20 protein-coding genes are annotated in these 15,106 nt (G+C 30.1%); 1 reads left to right on the forward strand and 19 read right to left on the reverse strand.

Annotated elements, in window-relative coordinates; genetic code table 11:
• Positions 1–985: MATE family efflux transporter (locus JJD95_RS16810; protein WP_291644172.1), on the forward strand; the 985-nt coding region annotated here is incomplete at its 5' end.
• Between the two features lie 327 nt (positions 986–1,312).
• Here JJD95_RS16810 and JJD95_RS16815 read toward each other — a convergent pair.
• From JJD95_RS16815 to JJD95_RS16900, 19 genes are all read right to left on the reverse strand, one after another.
• Positions 1,313–2,839 (reverse strand): IS200/IS605 family accessory protein TnpB-related protein, encoded by a 1,527-nt coding sequence (locus JJD95_RS16815; protein ID WP_291644173.1) that lies wholly within the window; start codon positions 2,837–2,839, stop codon positions 1,313–1,315.
• A 21-nt stretch (positions 2,840–2,860) separates the two neighbouring features.
• Positions 2,861–3,496, reverse strand: coding sequence for an IS607 family transposase (locus tag JJD95_RS16820; protein ID WP_291644174.1), 636 nt, complete (start codon positions 3,494–3,496; stop codon positions 2,861–2,863).
• Positions 3,497–3,574: 78 nt separating this feature from the next.
• Positions 3,575–4,933: an MATE family efflux transporter gene (locus JJD95_RS16825; protein ID WP_291644175.1), complete on the reverse strand. Its 1,359-nt coding sequence runs from the start codon at positions 4,931–4,933 to the stop codon at positions 3,575–3,577.
• A gap of 58 nt (positions 4,934–4,991) precedes the next feature.
• Complete coding sequence (locus tag JJD95_RS16830) at positions 4,992–5,633, reverse strand: cyclase family protein (RefSeq protein WP_291644176.1); 642 nt, start codon at positions 5,631–5,633, stop codon at positions 4,992–4,994.
• Positions 5,634–5,657: 24 nt separating this feature from the next.
• Entirely contained in the window at positions 5,658–6,269 is a 612-nt protein-coding gene (locus tag JJD95_RS16835) for an SGNH/GDSL hydrolase family protein (RefSeq protein WP_291644177.1), read from the reverse strand.
• 30 nt (positions 6,270–6,299) lie between these two features.
• Entirely contained in the window at positions 6,300–6,725 is a 426-nt protein-coding gene (locus JJD95_RS16840) for an AAC(3) family N-acetyltransferase (RefSeq protein ID WP_291644178.1), read from the reverse strand.
• Positions 6,726–6,765: 40 nt separating this feature from the next.
• A complete protein-coding gene (locus JJD95_RS16845) occupies positions 6,766–7,998 on the reverse strand; it encodes a hypothetical protein (protein WP_291644179.1) in 1,233 nt (410 codons plus the stop codon).
• 161 nt (positions 7,999–8,159) lie between these two features.
• Entirely contained in the window at positions 8,160–8,762 is a 603-nt protein-coding gene (locus JJD95_RS16850) for a YdcF family protein (RefSeq protein WP_291644180.1), read from the reverse strand.
• 28 nt (positions 8,763–8,790) lie between these two features.
• The gene (locus tag JJD95_RS16855) at positions 8,791–9,345 is read right to left on the reverse strand and encodes a GNAT family protein (protein WP_291644181.1); all 555 of its coding nucleotides are present in this window, start codon (positions 9,343–9,345) and stop codon (positions 8,791–8,793) included.
• An 18-nt stretch (positions 9,346–9,363) separates the two neighbouring features.
• Complete coding sequence (locus JJD95_RS16860; protein WP_291644182.1) at positions 9,364–9,501, reverse strand: hypothetical protein; 138 nt, start codon at positions 9,499–9,501, stop codon at positions 9,364–9,366.
• Positions 9,498–10,058: a GNAT family N-acetyltransferase gene (locus JJD95_RS16865; protein ID WP_291644183.1), complete on the reverse strand. Its 561-nt coding sequence runs from the start codon at positions 10,056–10,058 to the stop codon at positions 9,498–9,500. The genes JJD95_RS16860 and JJD95_RS16865 overlap by 4 nt, the downstream gene beginning before the upstream one ends.
• A 101-nt stretch (positions 10,059–10,159) precedes the next feature.
• Positions 10,160–10,708 carry a hypothetical protein gene (locus JJD95_RS16870; RefSeq protein WP_291644184.1) on the reverse strand — a complete coding sequence of 183 codons (549 nt, stop codon included), beginning with the start codon at positions 10,706–10,708 and terminating at the stop codon, positions 10,160–10,162.
• Positions 10,709–10,831: 123 nt separating this feature from the next.
• The gene (locus tag JJD95_RS16875; protein ID WP_291644185.1) at positions 10,832–11,341 is read right to left on the reverse strand and encodes a GNAT family N-acetyltransferase; all 510 of its coding nucleotides are present in this window, start codon (positions 11,339–11,341) and stop codon (positions 10,832–10,834) included.
• A gap of 271 nt (positions 11,342–11,612) precedes the next feature.
• Entirely contained in the window at positions 11,613–12,461 is an 849-nt protein-coding gene (locus JJD95_RS16880; protein WP_291644186.1) for a metallophosphoesterase, read from the reverse strand.
• A gap of 353 nt (positions 12,462–12,814) precedes the next feature.
• Positions 12,815–13,141 carry a DUF3784 domain-containing protein gene (locus JJD95_RS16885; protein WP_291644187.1) on the reverse strand — a complete coding sequence of 109 codons (327 nt, stop codon included), beginning with the start codon at positions 13,139–13,141 and terminating at the stop codon, positions 12,815–12,817.
• 197 nt (positions 13,142–13,338) lie between these two features.
• Positions 13,339–13,509 (reverse strand): hypothetical protein, encoded by a 171-nt coding sequence (locus tag JJD95_RS16890; protein WP_291644188.1) that lies wholly within the window; start codon positions 13,507–13,509, stop codon positions 13,339–13,341.
• Positions 13,510–13,543: 34 nt separating this feature from the next.
• A complete protein-coding gene (locus JJD95_RS16895; RefSeq protein WP_291644189.1) occupies positions 13,544–14,059 on the reverse strand; it encodes an N-acetyltransferase in 516 nt (171 codons plus the stop codon).
• 21 nt (positions 14,060–14,080) lie between these two features.
• A complete protein-coding gene (locus JJD95_RS20160) occupies positions 14,081–14,242 on the reverse strand; it encodes a GNAT family N-acetyltransferase (RefSeq protein WP_367114841.1) in 162 nt (53 codons plus the stop codon).
• Positions 14,243–14,266: 24 nt separating this feature from the next.
• A complete protein-coding gene (locus JJD95_RS16900) occupies positions 14,267–14,929 on the reverse strand; it encodes a DUF5412 family protein (protein ID WP_367114840.1) in 663 nt (220 codons plus the stop codon).
• Positions 14,930–15,106: the final 177 nt, after the last annotated feature.

Consider the following 15,106-nt stretch of genomic DNA (forward strand, 5'->3'; position numbering starts at 1 on the left):
TATTTCGATTATATTCATTGGCAGTATTTTCTTTTCTTTTACAGTATCAAGCAATAACTTAGTAAGGGCAGAAGGGAATGCTAAAGTAGCAATGATTTCTATGTTACTTGGTGCAGGTCTAAATATATTACTCGATCCAATCTTCATAAAAGTTTTAGATTTAGGTATAAAAGGTGCAGCACTAGCAACGATTATTTCTCAATTTGCCTCTTTTACTTATTTGATTATTTACTTGTTTAGTGGAAAGAGTTTGCTTAAAGTTAAACTTCATCATATAAAGCCAAAAATAAGCATATTAAAAGAAATTATTTCAATGGGCCTCGCACCTTTTTCAAGACAGGTAGCGGGAAGTGTTGTTGCTATCATACTAAATAATTCTTTAAAGATTTATGGTGGCGCCTCGGTAGACTTGCAAATATCTATACTCGGGATTATTAATCGAATAACAATGATGTTATATATGCCACTGTTTGGTATAGCCCAGGGTTTACAACCTATAGTGGGATTTAATTATGGTGCCAAAAATAGTGATAGAATAAAAGAAGTAATTAAATTAGCTTTAATAACAACTACAACTTTAGCATCTATAGGTTTTATAATTTCTCAATCAATACCCCAATTAATTATGAGAATTTTTAATGACGATCCCCAGTTAACGCAAAACGGTTCAGTTGTGTTACGAATAGCAGTTGCAATGTTACCTCTTATAGGCCTACAAATGGTTGGCTCAACAGTATTTCAATCAATTGGGAAAGCTTTACCTGCTCTTATTCTATCTTTATCAAGGCAAGTTTTATTCTTTATTCCCTTAGTTTTAATATTACCAAGATTTATAGGCATCTGGGGTATTTGGATATCTTTCCCTCTCGCTGACTTATCTTCAGCTATTGTTACAGGTCTATTGCTTAAGAAAGAATTAAAAAATATATCCAGTGATCTTAATATTTCAATTGTTAGGGATCCCATCAGTGAGGCCACCTTATAAGTCATTATGCTACATCAGATATTTATTTAACCTATTGAGCCTGGTTTCCTAAATCTAAACAAATCTGAACAAATCAGAATATTCTAGATTTAGACACCTTCTCCTTTCATTAAAATAATTTTAATTTTTGAAGATAGATGCGAGCTTTTTACAGGTTTTTGCTCAGCTCATAAATTTCCGAAGAAACTTCAGCAATCCCATCGTGCCTTTAATTTTGATAAAATTAAAGTTCAGTAGAAGAGGGGCAGTTAACCCAGCATACTAAATCACACAAGCCTTTCTCTACGTGTACTTGTGCAATATTGTGTTTTAAAACATAAACTTATATTAAGCTAAAATCATATCTTTTATATTCTTACGATTCTCTATAAAGAATCTTGGATGACAGTCTTTTTGTAAAATCATTTTCATTCTTTTGGAAACATTAGACCAATTTCTCCATTCATTGAAATAATTAATATTTTCGTAAATCAGCTTATCTTTTTTAATAGTTGGTATTGGTTTAAATAGGTTTCTATATAACTTAGGTACCTTCTCTTTAAATCCATAACTTCGCCTTGCTATAACCATAGCAGCACCATTATGAATATCCATGCCGAATTGATGACAATACTTATACAGCCCTATCTTACTTGTATACTGAGGTTTAACTCTGATAAATTCAATTCCATTTTTATAGCAAGCAGATTCTAATGTGGTAAGCAACATTCTATAGCAAAACTGTTCAGTCTTTCTAGCTATTTTAGAATGAACATCTCTGTCATTAATAAATTTCAAATTTTCTACAGCTATTGCTGAGCAATATGTTTGTGCTGTTAAAATTGCCGTTTTAACTAGCTCACCACATAGATTAGCTCTTCTATTACCACTTGCGGTCAAAAGTTCTGAGTTTCTTAAATAACTATGCCATTTATAATTCCCCTTGTTATCAATCATAGTTAAAGCCAACCCATCTGGGTTTGTATCAATGCCTATAGTATGGTTATGACCAGTACAAACTAAATCTGCTTTATCTAAATTGAAAGTAACATGTGCATAAATTTTCCCATCTCTAAGAAGCAATTCAACTTGATAAGGTTCTTCCTTAGCTACTTGAGTTAACAATTGGGACTTATAATCAAACCCATTTATCTTACCAGTTTTCTTAGATAATTTTTGAGGTATATATATGGGAGTCAGAATCTTTTTATATGTTGGTTTTAACTTTGTAAATGTTCCATCAGCTTTTAATCTAGGTTCTTTTATAGTACATTCTAGTGTTGTTATTTCAAGAAAAGACTCTCCGTTTTTAATTACAATTCTAAGATTAGGATTACCTTTTTTAGTTTTGTCACCACGAGAAACAAATTGATTATTTCGTCTAAGATGATATTCTTCCTTAGATATTAAGCCTTTGCAACGTTTGTAAAAGTTCTCTTTGCTTCCGAATATAACTTTCGGTAATGTGTTATTTCTTTTATAATTCAAGTAAGTGCAAAGCTTTCTTAATCTTTTATCTAGTTTAAATATCAAACCTTGTCTTTTTTCTATTTTAATGCCTTTGTCGAATTTTTTAAGAATAGCTTCTACCTTACCTTCATATTCTTCAATGTTCAAATCTAATAATTTCTCTTGTGAAATTAACGTTTGCCTAGCTTGTTCTATAGCGTCTTTAGATTGTCTTGAATTTAAACTATATTTTTGAGATATAATGCCATCTAAATTATGAATCTTAAATTCCGCATTAAACCTATTTTCCTCGAGACGTTTATATGCGTAATGTTTTGCTGGACAAAAGTGCTCCATCATATCAACAATCTTTTGAAAATGCTCAACACTTGGATTATAAAGCAAACACCTTGATGTTACCTTCATTATTATATTCACCACCTTTTTCTATTCATATTTATTTAGAGCCAATTCATTTAAAGTCTTTTTGACCTTTCGTCCACCTCTAGCTCCATATAATTTAGCAGAAAAACATGTTATTATACTTATAATATCTCTAGTCATATCTTCATTTACAGAGCTGTTTTCATTACTTTCAACGAACTCTACAATAATCCCTAGGTTTTTTAGCATTATCATCAAATAATTCAAACCAAATCTAGTTAATCTATCTGGATATTCTACAATAATTTTGCTTATTCCATCTAAGCTAGAAAACATTTTAATTAACTTTGGTCTTTTATCATTTAATCCAGATGCTATTTCGCTATATATCTCTATAATTTCATAATTTTTATTTAAACAATATTCCTCTAGTCTTTGGGTTTGTCTACCCAAATTACCGCTTTCAAATTGTTTTTTCGTAGAAACTCTTGAATATATATAAACTTTGTTATCTATATTAATATTAGTTTTCATAGCTCTTCCGAGCGCTAAAGTTTCAATTTCATCTTGCATATACCTTCTATGACCTTTTGGAGTCCTATAACTTTTAAGTATTCCCTCCTTGTCCCATACTCTCATAGTTTTAGGAGTTACACCTAACACCTCAGCAGCTTTTGTTATACTTACATATACATGCATATCTATTCACCTCTATATTAGGTTAACCAATAATAGTATTTATATGTATATAAATGTTGTTAAATGTTCATATATATGTTAGCTGCTTATACCTCCTTTTCTTATTTGAGGATGCCTTCTTAGGAATATGATAAACCAAGATGTTAGTATTAAACCTTTTAGAATACTACTAATGCTGATGCTCCACCATACCCCACTAAGTCCAAGAAAAGCTGACAATAAAAGTGCTCCAGGAATTCTCATAGCATTTAGAACAATGCCTACTATTGAAGGAGGCATTGTTTTTCCAAGACCGTTAAAGGCTCCTGAAGTTGTCATTTCTATGCACATGAAAATCTGAGAAACTCCAAGTATTCTCAAATAAACTATGCCATCCTTTATTACATCTTTCTCAGAAATAAAAATAGAGAAAATAGGTCCTGGGAAAAATAATAGAAGGCAGGTTGTGATTGTTCCAAAAACTGCAACAATACCTAATGCTATAAAATACCCCTTATAAATTCTATCCCACTTTTTTGCTCCAAAATTTTGCCCTACAAAGGCACTTAAGGCAGTTTCGAAACCTCCAGCTGTCATCCACGTTATTGATTCGATTTGTGACCCAACGCTTTGTACCGCAATTGGAGTTGATCCCCACCGCGATAGTATCCTAGCTATTATCATTGCAATTAATGTAAATACTCCACTTTGCATTGCAACAGGCAGCCCAAACCTTATGATTTTTTTCATATGATTCCAATCAGGTTTTTGCAGAAAATTTATTTGTGCAAAATAGTCCGTTTTCTTTGTTATGACATAAATAAATATAATCGTCACAACAAACTGAGCAAAAATTGTTGCAACAGCCGCTCCAGGAACCCCCATTTTGGGAAATGGTCCAACTCCTAATATTAAAAGAGGATCAAGCATTATATTAATAATAAGCCCCAGTATATTTATTCTAAAAGGTGTCCGACTGTCACCATGTCCATTGAATATTGCTGTAAGTACAGGTGGTAAAAAGAAAAATATCATTCCTGCCGAGACTATTGCAAGATAATTAGATGCCATACTAACAATAACATCAACCTTAATGTTAAAAAAACCCAAAAGGTCTTTTCTGAAAATTATAAGTGTTGATCCATATAAAATAGCTAAGACTATGTTCATTTGTATTGAATGTCTTATATAGTTTTTGGTTTCTATTCTATCTTTTCTTCCTACAGATTGTGCTACCCCAACCGCTGCACCTATTTGAGGAATTGTAATAAATGCGAAAGCAAACCAAGTAAAAAATCCTGCCGCACCTACTGCTGTAACAGCCCTAGATCCTAATGTACCAACCCATATCATATCTATCATACTATAAGCTGATTGCATAAGTGATGTCCCCATAATAGGAAGGGCTAACATTATAAGTTTTTTTAAAATATTTCCTTCAGTTAAATCATTTTTCATTAAGTGAGCCCCTAACTTTTAATCATACCTATTAAATAAAATAATAAATATATTCTTGTTATATATTTTCTATAGAAATAGCCCTTACTGGTGATCCATCAGCTTCTTTATTTTTAAGTGGAAGTATACTTAAAATAAAATTTTCACTACTAATGGAATCTAAATTTGTTAGGTTCTCAATAATTATGATGTTCTTTGGCATTAATATTTTATGAACTGCAAATGTGGTTGAATCCATATCATCAATTGAAATTGCGTCAATACCAATGCCCTTTAAATTAAATTGTGACAACCATTTTGCTGATTCCTCACTTAAGGCAGGGAAACTCTCAAAATACCTTTTCTCACCCCAATATTTGCTCCAACCTGTTTTTATTATAATAAACTCAACATTTTTTATTTTTTCCTCATAGGGCCTTAAACTATCAACATCTATAAACTTTGTTTTTATATTTGAAAAATCTAGTATAGTAGCATTTCCAATAAACTGTTCTATATCTAAATCATCTAAATAAGGACCACTGCTGAGCATATGTGCAGGTGAATCTATATGCGTTCCTGTATGTGAGAACATAGTGATTTTAGCCTCTTGAAAACCATCCTTTTCCAAAGTGTTTGCCTTTATAAAAATTGGTTGTTCAGTTCCTGGAAAAACTGGCATATCCGAATGAATTGTGTGTGTTAAATCAGTAATTTTCATTATAGACCTCCATAATTATATTTTCTAAATGCTGTTTAAATAACCCGCAATAAACGCTGCTTGTAATTCCCTAATTTTTTCTTTGAAATGAACATGGTCTAAATAAATATCTGTGCCTAAATTTCTAGTGAAATTATACATATCTATGCACGGGATATTATAATTACCCATTATTTCTTTTGCAGCGTTATCATAAGCTTTTACATCTTTACTATATCTTAAGAAGCTTTCTGTTCTGGCATTATGAATTTCATCTATAACTGGTGTTAATCCAATCCATATGGTTTTATTAGCCATAAGATTTGACAAATCAATTATCTTTCTTAAATTCATTTTGTAATCATTCAATTCAACCTGAATTTTATTTAAAGCTCTGTCACGTCGAACATCATGTAATCCACAATTGATAAGCAATACATCGTATTTTGTATTTCGTGTATATTCCTTAGCTAAATAATCCATAACCATTACACTATCCCCTGCATTAGCTCCAATTGGACTGTCCAAATCTGTTAATGCTTGTTTTATACCACGTTTTCTATCATACTCAAATTTTTCTTTAATATTGTTCTTAAGACATGGACCATAGTGTATTGAAACACTATCACCTATAACAAATATATTTCGCTTATCCATTAGTTTTACCTCTTTTCCTACTATCAAAATTTAATTTTTAAGAAGTCTATTATTTTGTATCCACTTTTTCGCAAAATCAACTCCTGTTTTCATTTTAAACAACTTGCACTCCGCACTACCTATTTTCCCCAATACCACATTATTAGTCTCTTCAAATTCATTTCCTAATTTTTCAAAATCTTCATCAGAATTATAATCGAAGTCCTCAAACCACTTCCAAATCCTTTTATTGTTCTCTATTATTGCGGCACCCATTGTTGTTAAGGGCATTTTATCATTTAATGCCTCTGCAAGATGAAAGCTTGTACAAGAATCATAGCCAACTCCAAGCATAAGTACTTTTGCATTTAGATTATACATTTTACCTAAAGGGGATTCCATTCCAAATTGAGGTGTTAGCTTATGATTACTTATAATATCATTTTTAGTTGTTTCTATTACTTTTCCCTCGCTCAATACTTCATCCCCTCATTTAATAATCGACAATAATCAGTAATTAATAATCACTTATAAGTTTAGTCCATTTATCAACATATTCACCAGTAGCCCATTGATTGAGGATTATACTTTCATTTTCATCCACATCAATACTTAATGATGGTTTATCAATTCCAAGTTTAGGATTTGTAAAAACAAGTAGTTTACTCGGAGTTAAAACTGCTAACATATCATCATTAGGTGATGACACAGCATCTTTAGCTTGAGGTATTTTTTGCTTTATCTCATCCCATTCAATACATAAACTATCATAGGATGTTATTTTAGTTGGCAGCTTAATATCAGTGTTAATATATTCTTTTACAGTTTTTCCATTAGAACCATTCCCATTATGTCGGTATATTCTGAAGAGCGGAATAGAGACCTGCCATTTTCCTTCACTTCTAAATAACTGGAGATTTTCACTATCTATAACTTGATCTACCTTGATGTATCCATCTAAACTAATATTTTTATCGTATTTTCGGGAATATCCTTTAAGTTTTAGCTGCTCGCTTTTATCTAACAAATTAAAAAGTGGTTCAGAATTATCCAGCCTATCTAAATTAGATAAATTACCTATTTCATATATTTTAAAATCATCATATGAACTATTATAAGTGCCACCACCTGTATCATAATAATTACTCCTAATAGATGCATAGTTATTTCCTACATAATAAAGCTTCTGTATTTGCAATTTATAAGCATCTCCCATAGACCCTTCCTGAGCGTTAAGATATTTTTTCTTGAATGTGTCAGGTGTAAATAAATTACTCATAGATGTATTAGCGGGATGTGATACGATATTTGAAAAATTATAATAAGAACTAAAATTACTAAAAATATCTTCTGGTTGATTTTCAGAATGACTAATTGGATCTGACATGATAAATTTATTATTACCAATTTTGTAAAAGCTATCTTTGTACGGTGCAATTATCTCATTTTTCTTTTTATAAGTTATCTTTTCATTATCTTCATATATCCATAGTGTTCTGTAATCATTTGGTGTTTTTTTCATAGGAGTATCATTTATTTCATTGTTTTTTGATAAGCCTATTAGTAATCCCGCATTAATTTTAGAATTTGTATCTTTTTCCACTTTGTCCGTGCTTGTTATAGTTTCAGAACTTTTATTGTTATTAGTTGATTTTTCATTTGCAGGTTGTTTACTACTACAACCAACAGCTAAAATGCTAAATACAGCAAAAGAAACTAAAAATTTATGATTCCTAACTAAATTTTTCATTTGTACAACCGCTCCCTTATACTTAATAAGTCTTTTTTACTTTCTATTTTTTAATTTCATTATATTCTTCATAATTGGGTAACAATCTTTAATAACAACAAAATATTTCTGTTTATATACTCATATTTCACACTCCATTAATGAATACCTGTAGTAATATTTTAATTAATATCTTTATTATATAACTTAATCAAATCTTTAAACTGACTACCACACCTCATAAGTTCACCCATTACTTTATCAATACCAACATCAAATTTAAACCAGTTATCTTTGTTAATACCTTGCGATTCTATTGGGCAAATAATAAATTCAGTATTCGGGTAGCATAACTTATAGTACATTAAGCACCGTCTGGCATGATATGATTTACAACATATAATAGCTTTTTTAATAGTGAGATTATGTTTATCTGTGATTTTCTTTGAATTAATAGCATTCTGGTATGTGTATTCAGCACTATCTTCCTTTAAAATATTAGCTTCATTAACCCCATTTGTCACAAGCACATCTTTTAGAAATTCCCATTCTGTACTATATGTTCTATTATATTTAGATACTTTTGACCGTGGGCCAGGAAAATATCCGAGTTTGACACTGTATTTTCCGGAAGGAAGAATTAAAGAGGCGTAATTTTTATTCCAAAGCATAGCTGCATTTTCAGCAATTTCTGCATAAGAACTTCCCGGAATAAAAATAATATCCGCTTGTTCTGGCTGATTTTCAACAAAAATAAAGTTTGTAATATCATCTATTGTGTTCATATAAACTCCTCATAATATATAATTGTATTTATTCATTCCATTCACTTTTAAGCATAGAATAGTTAAGTTGATCAAATTTATTTTCATCAATCCAATAATGTTCTCTTAACCGTCCATCCAATTTAAAATCAAACTTTTCTAAAAGCTTTATTGAAGGTATATTACTTGAAGATGTTGTTGCGTAAATCTTATTTAGATTAAAAATAGCATCTGTAAATGATTTTTTTATGAACTGAGTTAACATAATAATTCCGAGTCCCTGTTCTCTATTATAATTTGGTATATAATATCCAAATTCAGCACTATGATTTCTTGGGCTAAAATCGAATAATGTTATTTTCCCTAACGGTTTATCGTAAATTTCATTTTCAATTAGTACGAAGATTTTCGCTTTTTCTTCGGATATAATCTTTAATGTTTTATAAGAATACTCCTCAAATGATTGTGCCATTTTTAGAGGGCGACAAGTATATTTCTCAAAGTGTTTTTCTTTAGTTTTCCAATCATAAAGTGTTTTAAGATGCAGTTCTTTTAATGAAATTAATTCATAATTGCCATTGGAAGTTAAAGCTCTTTTCTTCATAAATACCTCCAGTAAATATTATTCCCTATCAAACTCATATTTTTCTTTTAATTTGATATATTTATCTTGAGCTATACTCCATTTAGATGGTCTAGAAAATAAAAATAATATAATTAACATTACATAGATAAAAAGAATAACCAATATTTTTTTCATAATGACAACCTACCCTTTAAGATAGAATAATATTTGCAGTCCACTAAAATACCCTTGTTATTCTTAAGGATTTTTCTTAAAGTTCCCTCATATGCTAGGCCGCACTTTTCCATAACACATCCTGACGCAGTATTATCTACTTCATGACGCCCTGTGATTCGTTGAAAACCTAAGTCACAAAAGGCAAAATCAATGATTTTTAAAAATGCTTCTGTCATAATCCCTTTATTCCAAAAGCTTTGCCCTAAACAGTACCCAATTTCACAATGTTCGTTATGATTATCAATATCCATTAAGCTAGCACTTCCAATTACACTTTTACTCTCTTTTAGTTCGATAGCCCATTGATAATTTTCTATGTCTTTATAAGAATTTATCCAAGTATTGATTATTTCACGACTGATCTTAACACTGCCGTGATTTGGCCAAGTAAGAAATTTAGTAACTTCTGAATCGGATGCCCAATTATTAAACATATCTTCAGCATCTGATTCTATAAATCTTCTTAATATTAATCTTTCTGTTTCTAAATAAGTTGTACCTGCGTGACTTACCATATATGGCCCCCTAAATTGATAAATATTCACCTTCCATGATAGCTGCTATAAACAAAGGTAGAATCCCTAAACCCTGTGCTTTTGAATTGAATATTTCTATCTTATTTAAATGCTTTTACATTTAAAATCTTAAGCTCCACCATTAACCATAGAAAAAATATAATTTCATATATTATCATAACTATTGAAACTACAACTGCACTAAAATTAATTCCGATAATAAGTATAGTAAAAGATATAATTACAGACATTATGTAATATGCCTTTGATTTATATAACCATCCATATGGCAGTAAATGTGCACCGAAGATTACCGCCAAAACCATTACCATTTTATCAGGTACTGTAGGGTATACCCACATAGCTATTAATATATATAAAAATTGATTTAAAGAGAACAATAGCCCTAATTCATTTAAAGGATTATCCTTTGTTGAAAAATCTGCTTTTATTATCTTTGAAATCATAAAAGCAAGTGGTAAAAGCGGCGTTATAACACAAAATGTTATTAAATTTTTTGTTGTATCAGCTTCTATTGGAAGCAACCACACCACTAGTACAGCACACCATAGAATAATAGATGCAAAAATAAAATGAATTCCTTTTTTACCCCGTTTTGAAATATCCAGTCTCAATTCATCTAAAGTCATATCATTTCCCCCCTTTTAAACACTTAATAGCGGTTATTGGCTTTTTATCCTGCGCATTTGGCTTTGGTAAATAATACTGATGGACAACCGCAACCTCATATCCAAATTCTTGCAGCTTTTTATCTATCCAGTATCTTCTAAATATTTCTCCATCTTCACTATCTTCAGAATGTAATATGCCCCCATTGTTTTTGATGAACCTATATTATCTTTAGCACATGTAATCATCACTTTATCTAGATTATATTTTTTACATTCTTCTAAAGCTAAGTTAATCATTTTTGTGGCATAACCATTACGCCTTTTAACTAAATTAATATAGTATGAGATATGGCCACCTCTAAAAAAAAGATAACCTACTAAAGCATGGCGTATAGTAATTGTTCCAAGAATACGGATATATTTATCATCCATAAGCCAATAAGTACTTGCTGCTACCCACCCTTCTGGAAGATTCAATCCTTTTCCATTATTAATTAGGTGTTGTAGATCCCCTGAAAAGCTATTATTATCTGAAAAAAGCATATAGTAACTCATAGCACATTTCTGTATATCTTCTTTACACTTATTAATGAAATGTATATATTGAGTTTGATATTTTTCGCTGGGTGACCCTAGTTTTAAATTCTCCACTTTTCTCCCTCCCAAAAACAATGAAAATACTTACATCATTTTTGTTTTGTTTCACCTACTTCTATTAATTTAACTATTTCAATAGCTGTTTGTTTAGGGTCAATATCGCCTACATCAATTTTAATTTTATCCATATTGTTATATAGATCCAGTCGTTGTACACTACTATCAATTAGTTACATAAGTTTCAAAAAAATATATAAAGATTTATTGAATAGTTTTAAATACAATTTCAACCTTATAATACCATTTATATGCGAGTTCTAATCCTTCAATGATTTACTAATTTAACAACCACTACCTCTGGTCTATTAAAAATCCTTTGTGGAATAATACTATTACCAAGTCCTCTGCTCACAATCATTACTGAATTTTTTAGATGATACTTTCCAGCAGTATACTTAGGTACTATCCCCTGATTAGGCGCGATAACCCCGCCGATAAAAGGTAATCTCACTTGTCCACCATGAGCATGACCAGAAAAGATCAAATCTAAGTTAAAATCAGCATAAGTTGATAACAACTCTGGGCGGTGAGAAAGTAATATGGTAAATTTCTGTTTCTCATTACCATTTAATGATTTTTGAATTTCGTTTGATATAAATTCTCCGTCATCGTTATTTTGTTGCGAACTATTTGCTGCCGGGTCATCAACTCCTATAACATCAATCTTTTCTCCATTCTTCTCAACACTTTCTCTTGTATTCCTTAGAATTTTTACTCCAAGTTCCTGTAGCTTCTTTTCTAAAGAACTAAATCTCCCAGACCAAAACTCATGATTGCCCGTTACATAGTATACTGGCGCTGTTTTTACAATTTGTTCCATGAGTTCCAATCCCGGTTGCTCTTCATAATGCTTGCTATCGACTAAATCCCCGGTAAAAAATATAATATCCGGTCTAGCTTCCTTGACTCTAGATACTAATTCATGCTGGTTCTCACCAAACATCTTACTATGTAAATCCGATAACTGAACAATCTTGAAACCATCGAAACTTTGTGGCAAACTATCTAGTTCTAATTCTATACTGGTAACCCCTATAGAATTATTCTGATAATAAAGAAATAATGCCATAATAATTAAAACTGAGAGGCATATAAATAATCTTTTCTTTTTCATTAAAAAACCCCTTTCAATATCAACTTATTTTCTTTTTTAAAACTAAACTCTCATATTCATTAATCCATTCGGTTACGATTTCCCCTTATATAGTCCAGTTAGAGTGTGGTATTGTAAAAACCTTATATAATAAGGAGCTGTGGTAAATTTAACGCTAAATATATCTAAATTTAAGCTTTGTCTCGTTGAGAAAAATAATAAATTCAAACATAGGAAAATAGTATTGATATAAAAATTAATGCTATTTTTAATTTCATAATTTATTTGATGCACGACATAAAAACATCGTAAATTCAGTTAAGAATATTACCTACCACTTATATTCTTATATCTTTTACTTTAAGATTGCATCATTACTTTTTTATTCTACATTTTTTCTCCATATCATACATCATTTTTATAATTCCTATTACGTAAATAACGACCTGTGCAATCATTATATAATTATATGATTTGCTACTGAAAAAAGCACCAACAACCCCTATAAGAATAACTAATAGACCAGTATACAACATATCTCCGCCTACTATCTTTGATACTTTATCTTTATCGTATTTTTTAGCATCAAATCCATTCAGCATATCTCCTGCATTTTGACTTTTAATTATCCATCCTAAAAATGTAAACAACCCTCCCATAAACAATGTAATTACAATTAACCCAATTATATCTTCATTCATAATATAAAACCTCCTGTATTTTTTTATTGTTATATTATATATTATTTATGGTCTATAATTCCAGTTAAAGAATATATTAAATCTAATTTAAACAAATATCGGTTGTCTATTTTAAAATTCCTTTATCATAGTGTAACTATGAGGTGTATTACTATGTACTATCAATTTTTTGATTCTAATTGGCGTAATCATTTCCTTTAACTCATTTTAAAATTTGATTTTCTTTGAGTTGAATAGTGATAAACTACATCTTTAAATTTGTTGAACGGTAATTTTTCCAAATAAAATAGGACTTCGCTTTCAGTAACCTCTAATTTAGTGCGTTTTATCCAGTTACTACCATCAATGTTTTTTATACTTGTATCCACAATATCACTCTTCTAAAAATAATAATTAATACCTTTAGATATTATACTTATAATAATTCATTACAGACCTCTCTTGAAACCCACATGCTTTATATAAATTAAGTGCAGTATTGTTTTTACATTCTACATCATTTATGTTTTCTTCATTAATTAAGCGTAAAGCTGCTATTAAAGCTGCTTTACCATATCCTTTGCCTCTAAAATATGGTAATATTCCAAAACCACCTACAAAGGCTGAATTATCGTCGTATTCTATCTTAATTTTACCTATAATCACTTCTTCTAATTCAACCATATATGTTATCTCATTTATGACTTCCTCTTCCTCGGGGAAATCTTCACACTCTTCAGAACCATAAATAAATATAGCATTTTGTCTCGCTATTTCTTTTCTATCTAACTTCTTGGCTTTTCTTAAACTAATGGAATTTATATTTTCTAAAATAGTTTTGTTAAGTAGCTTCATTCTATACTCTGAAAAATCATAGTTAGCGCACGCAGTCTTTATAAACTCAATTCCCAACATTGATTTACCATCTGATAATAGCAATATATTATAAAAGTTTCTCTTCTAGCACTCCTCTATTGCAAGTTGAAAAAGCTTTGTAAATAACCCATTTCTTCGAAAGTCTGGATGAGTCATACCATTAATTTCACCATTATTACCCCCAAAGCTTGAAATGCCAAGGTAGGCTATCAAAACTCCATCAATATAATATAGAAACTCATTAATTTTATATTAACAATACATAATATATTATCGTGATGTAATGTCTATAGTCTTACTATCAATTTGAACATGATTACTGTCTATCCACTTAACAATATCATTACCTTCTCCATAATTACCTGTGTAAATATGCCTATTCTTCTTAAATAAGTAACAATATTTTTCTGCTAAATATACACGAGTAGAGCCACCTACAGCACCATTGTTTATAAAATAAACTTCAATCATCTGTTTATTATTTGGTGAATCCACTGATTTTTCTAATGTTGCAGATGTAAAAATTAATCTCACAAACAGGAGAAGAAACATTATAATTAAAAGCAGAGTATATGAAAAAGCAGAAAAAAATTTAAATAGCCCATGGGTATCTTTGGAACAAAGCAATGGAAATATCAATATTGATGGAAATATTATAAATAATGGTCCATCAATAAAAGTTACATATGTTATATATATAGCTATATATATAAGCAACAAATTAAAAAGTATAAAGAAGCCATGATGAATTTTTAAAGAATTATGCTTACGAATAATTAAAATAGTTATAATTGACAAAACAACATAAATAACATAATAAATATTTTGTGCAACATTAGAGATAAAATAGAAACTATTTAAAGTCAATACACTACAAATCACTAGCACTATTCCCAGAATCCAAATTTTTTCATAAATTAGTTTTTTGAGCACATTTAGCCCTCCCTAAACTACTATCCGCATTCATATGTTGTAGTGCGTCAAAATATAGCTTTATATAACTGCATTCCTAAGTCAAATTATAACTATAATACTAATAATTATCTAGTTATTAATTGCTTTTTTGATAAGCACATTATTTCTATGACAAAAGCTCCTAACGACTTGACA

It is taken from the genome of Clostridium sp., assembly GCF_016650035.1.
In the GTDB taxonomy this organism is placed as follows: Bacteria; Bacillota; Clostridia; order Clostridiales; family Clostridiaceae; genus Clostridium_AD.

Excerpts from the sequence above, each read along its gene's own strand:
- JJD95_RS16815 (WP_291644173.1), bottom strand. The coding sequence starts at position 2,839 with ATGAAGGTAACATCAAGGTGTTTGCTTTATAATCCAAGTGTTGAGCAT.
- JJD95_RS16820 (WP_291644174.1), bottom strand. The coding sequence starts at position 3,496 with ATGCATGTATATGTAAGTATAACAAAAGCTGCTGAGGTGTTAGGTGTA.
- JJD95_RS16825 (WP_291644175.1), bottom strand. The coding sequence starts at position 4,933 with ATGAAAAATGATTTAACTGAAGGAAATATTTTAAAAAAACTTATAATG.
- JJD95_RS16830 (WP_291644176.1), bottom strand. The coding sequence starts at position 5,633 with ATGAAAATTACTGATTTAACACACACAATTCATTCGGATATGCCAGTT.
- JJD95_RS16835 (WP_291644177.1), bottom strand. The coding sequence starts at position 6,269 with ATGGATAAGCGAAATATATTTGTTATAGGTGATAGTGTTTCAATACAC.
- JJD95_RS16845 (WP_291644179.1), bottom strand. The coding sequence starts at position 7,998 with ATGAAAAATTTAGTTAGGAATCATAAATTTTTAGTTTCTTTTGCTGTA.
- JJD95_RS16850 (WP_291644180.1), bottom strand. The coding sequence starts at position 8,762 with ATGAACACAATAGATGATATTACAAACTTTATTTTTGTTGAAAATCAG.
- JJD95_RS16855 (WP_291644181.1), bottom strand. The coding sequence starts at position 9,345 with ATGAAGAAAAGAGCTTTAACTTCCAATGGCAATTATGAATTAATTTCA.
- JJD95_RS16860 (WP_291644182.1), bottom strand. The coding sequence starts at position 9,501 with ATGAAAAAAATATTGGTTATTCTTTTTATCTATGTAATGTTAATTATA.
- JJD95_RS16865 (WP_291644183.1), bottom strand. The coding sequence starts at position 10,058 with ATGGTAAGTCACGCAGGTACAACTTATTTAGAAACAGAAAGATTAATA.
- JJD95_RS16870 (WP_291644184.1), bottom strand. The coding sequence starts at position 10,708 with ATGACTTTAGATGAATTGAGACTGGATATTTCAAAACGGGGTAAAAAA.
- JJD95_RS16880 (WP_291644186.1), bottom strand. The coding sequence starts at position 12,461 with ATGAAAAAGAAAAGATTATTTATATGCCTCTCAGTTTTAATTATTATG.
- JJD95_RS16885 (WP_291644187.1), bottom strand. The coding sequence starts at position 13,141 with ATGAATGAAGATATAATTGGGTTAATTGTAATTACATTGTTTATGGGA.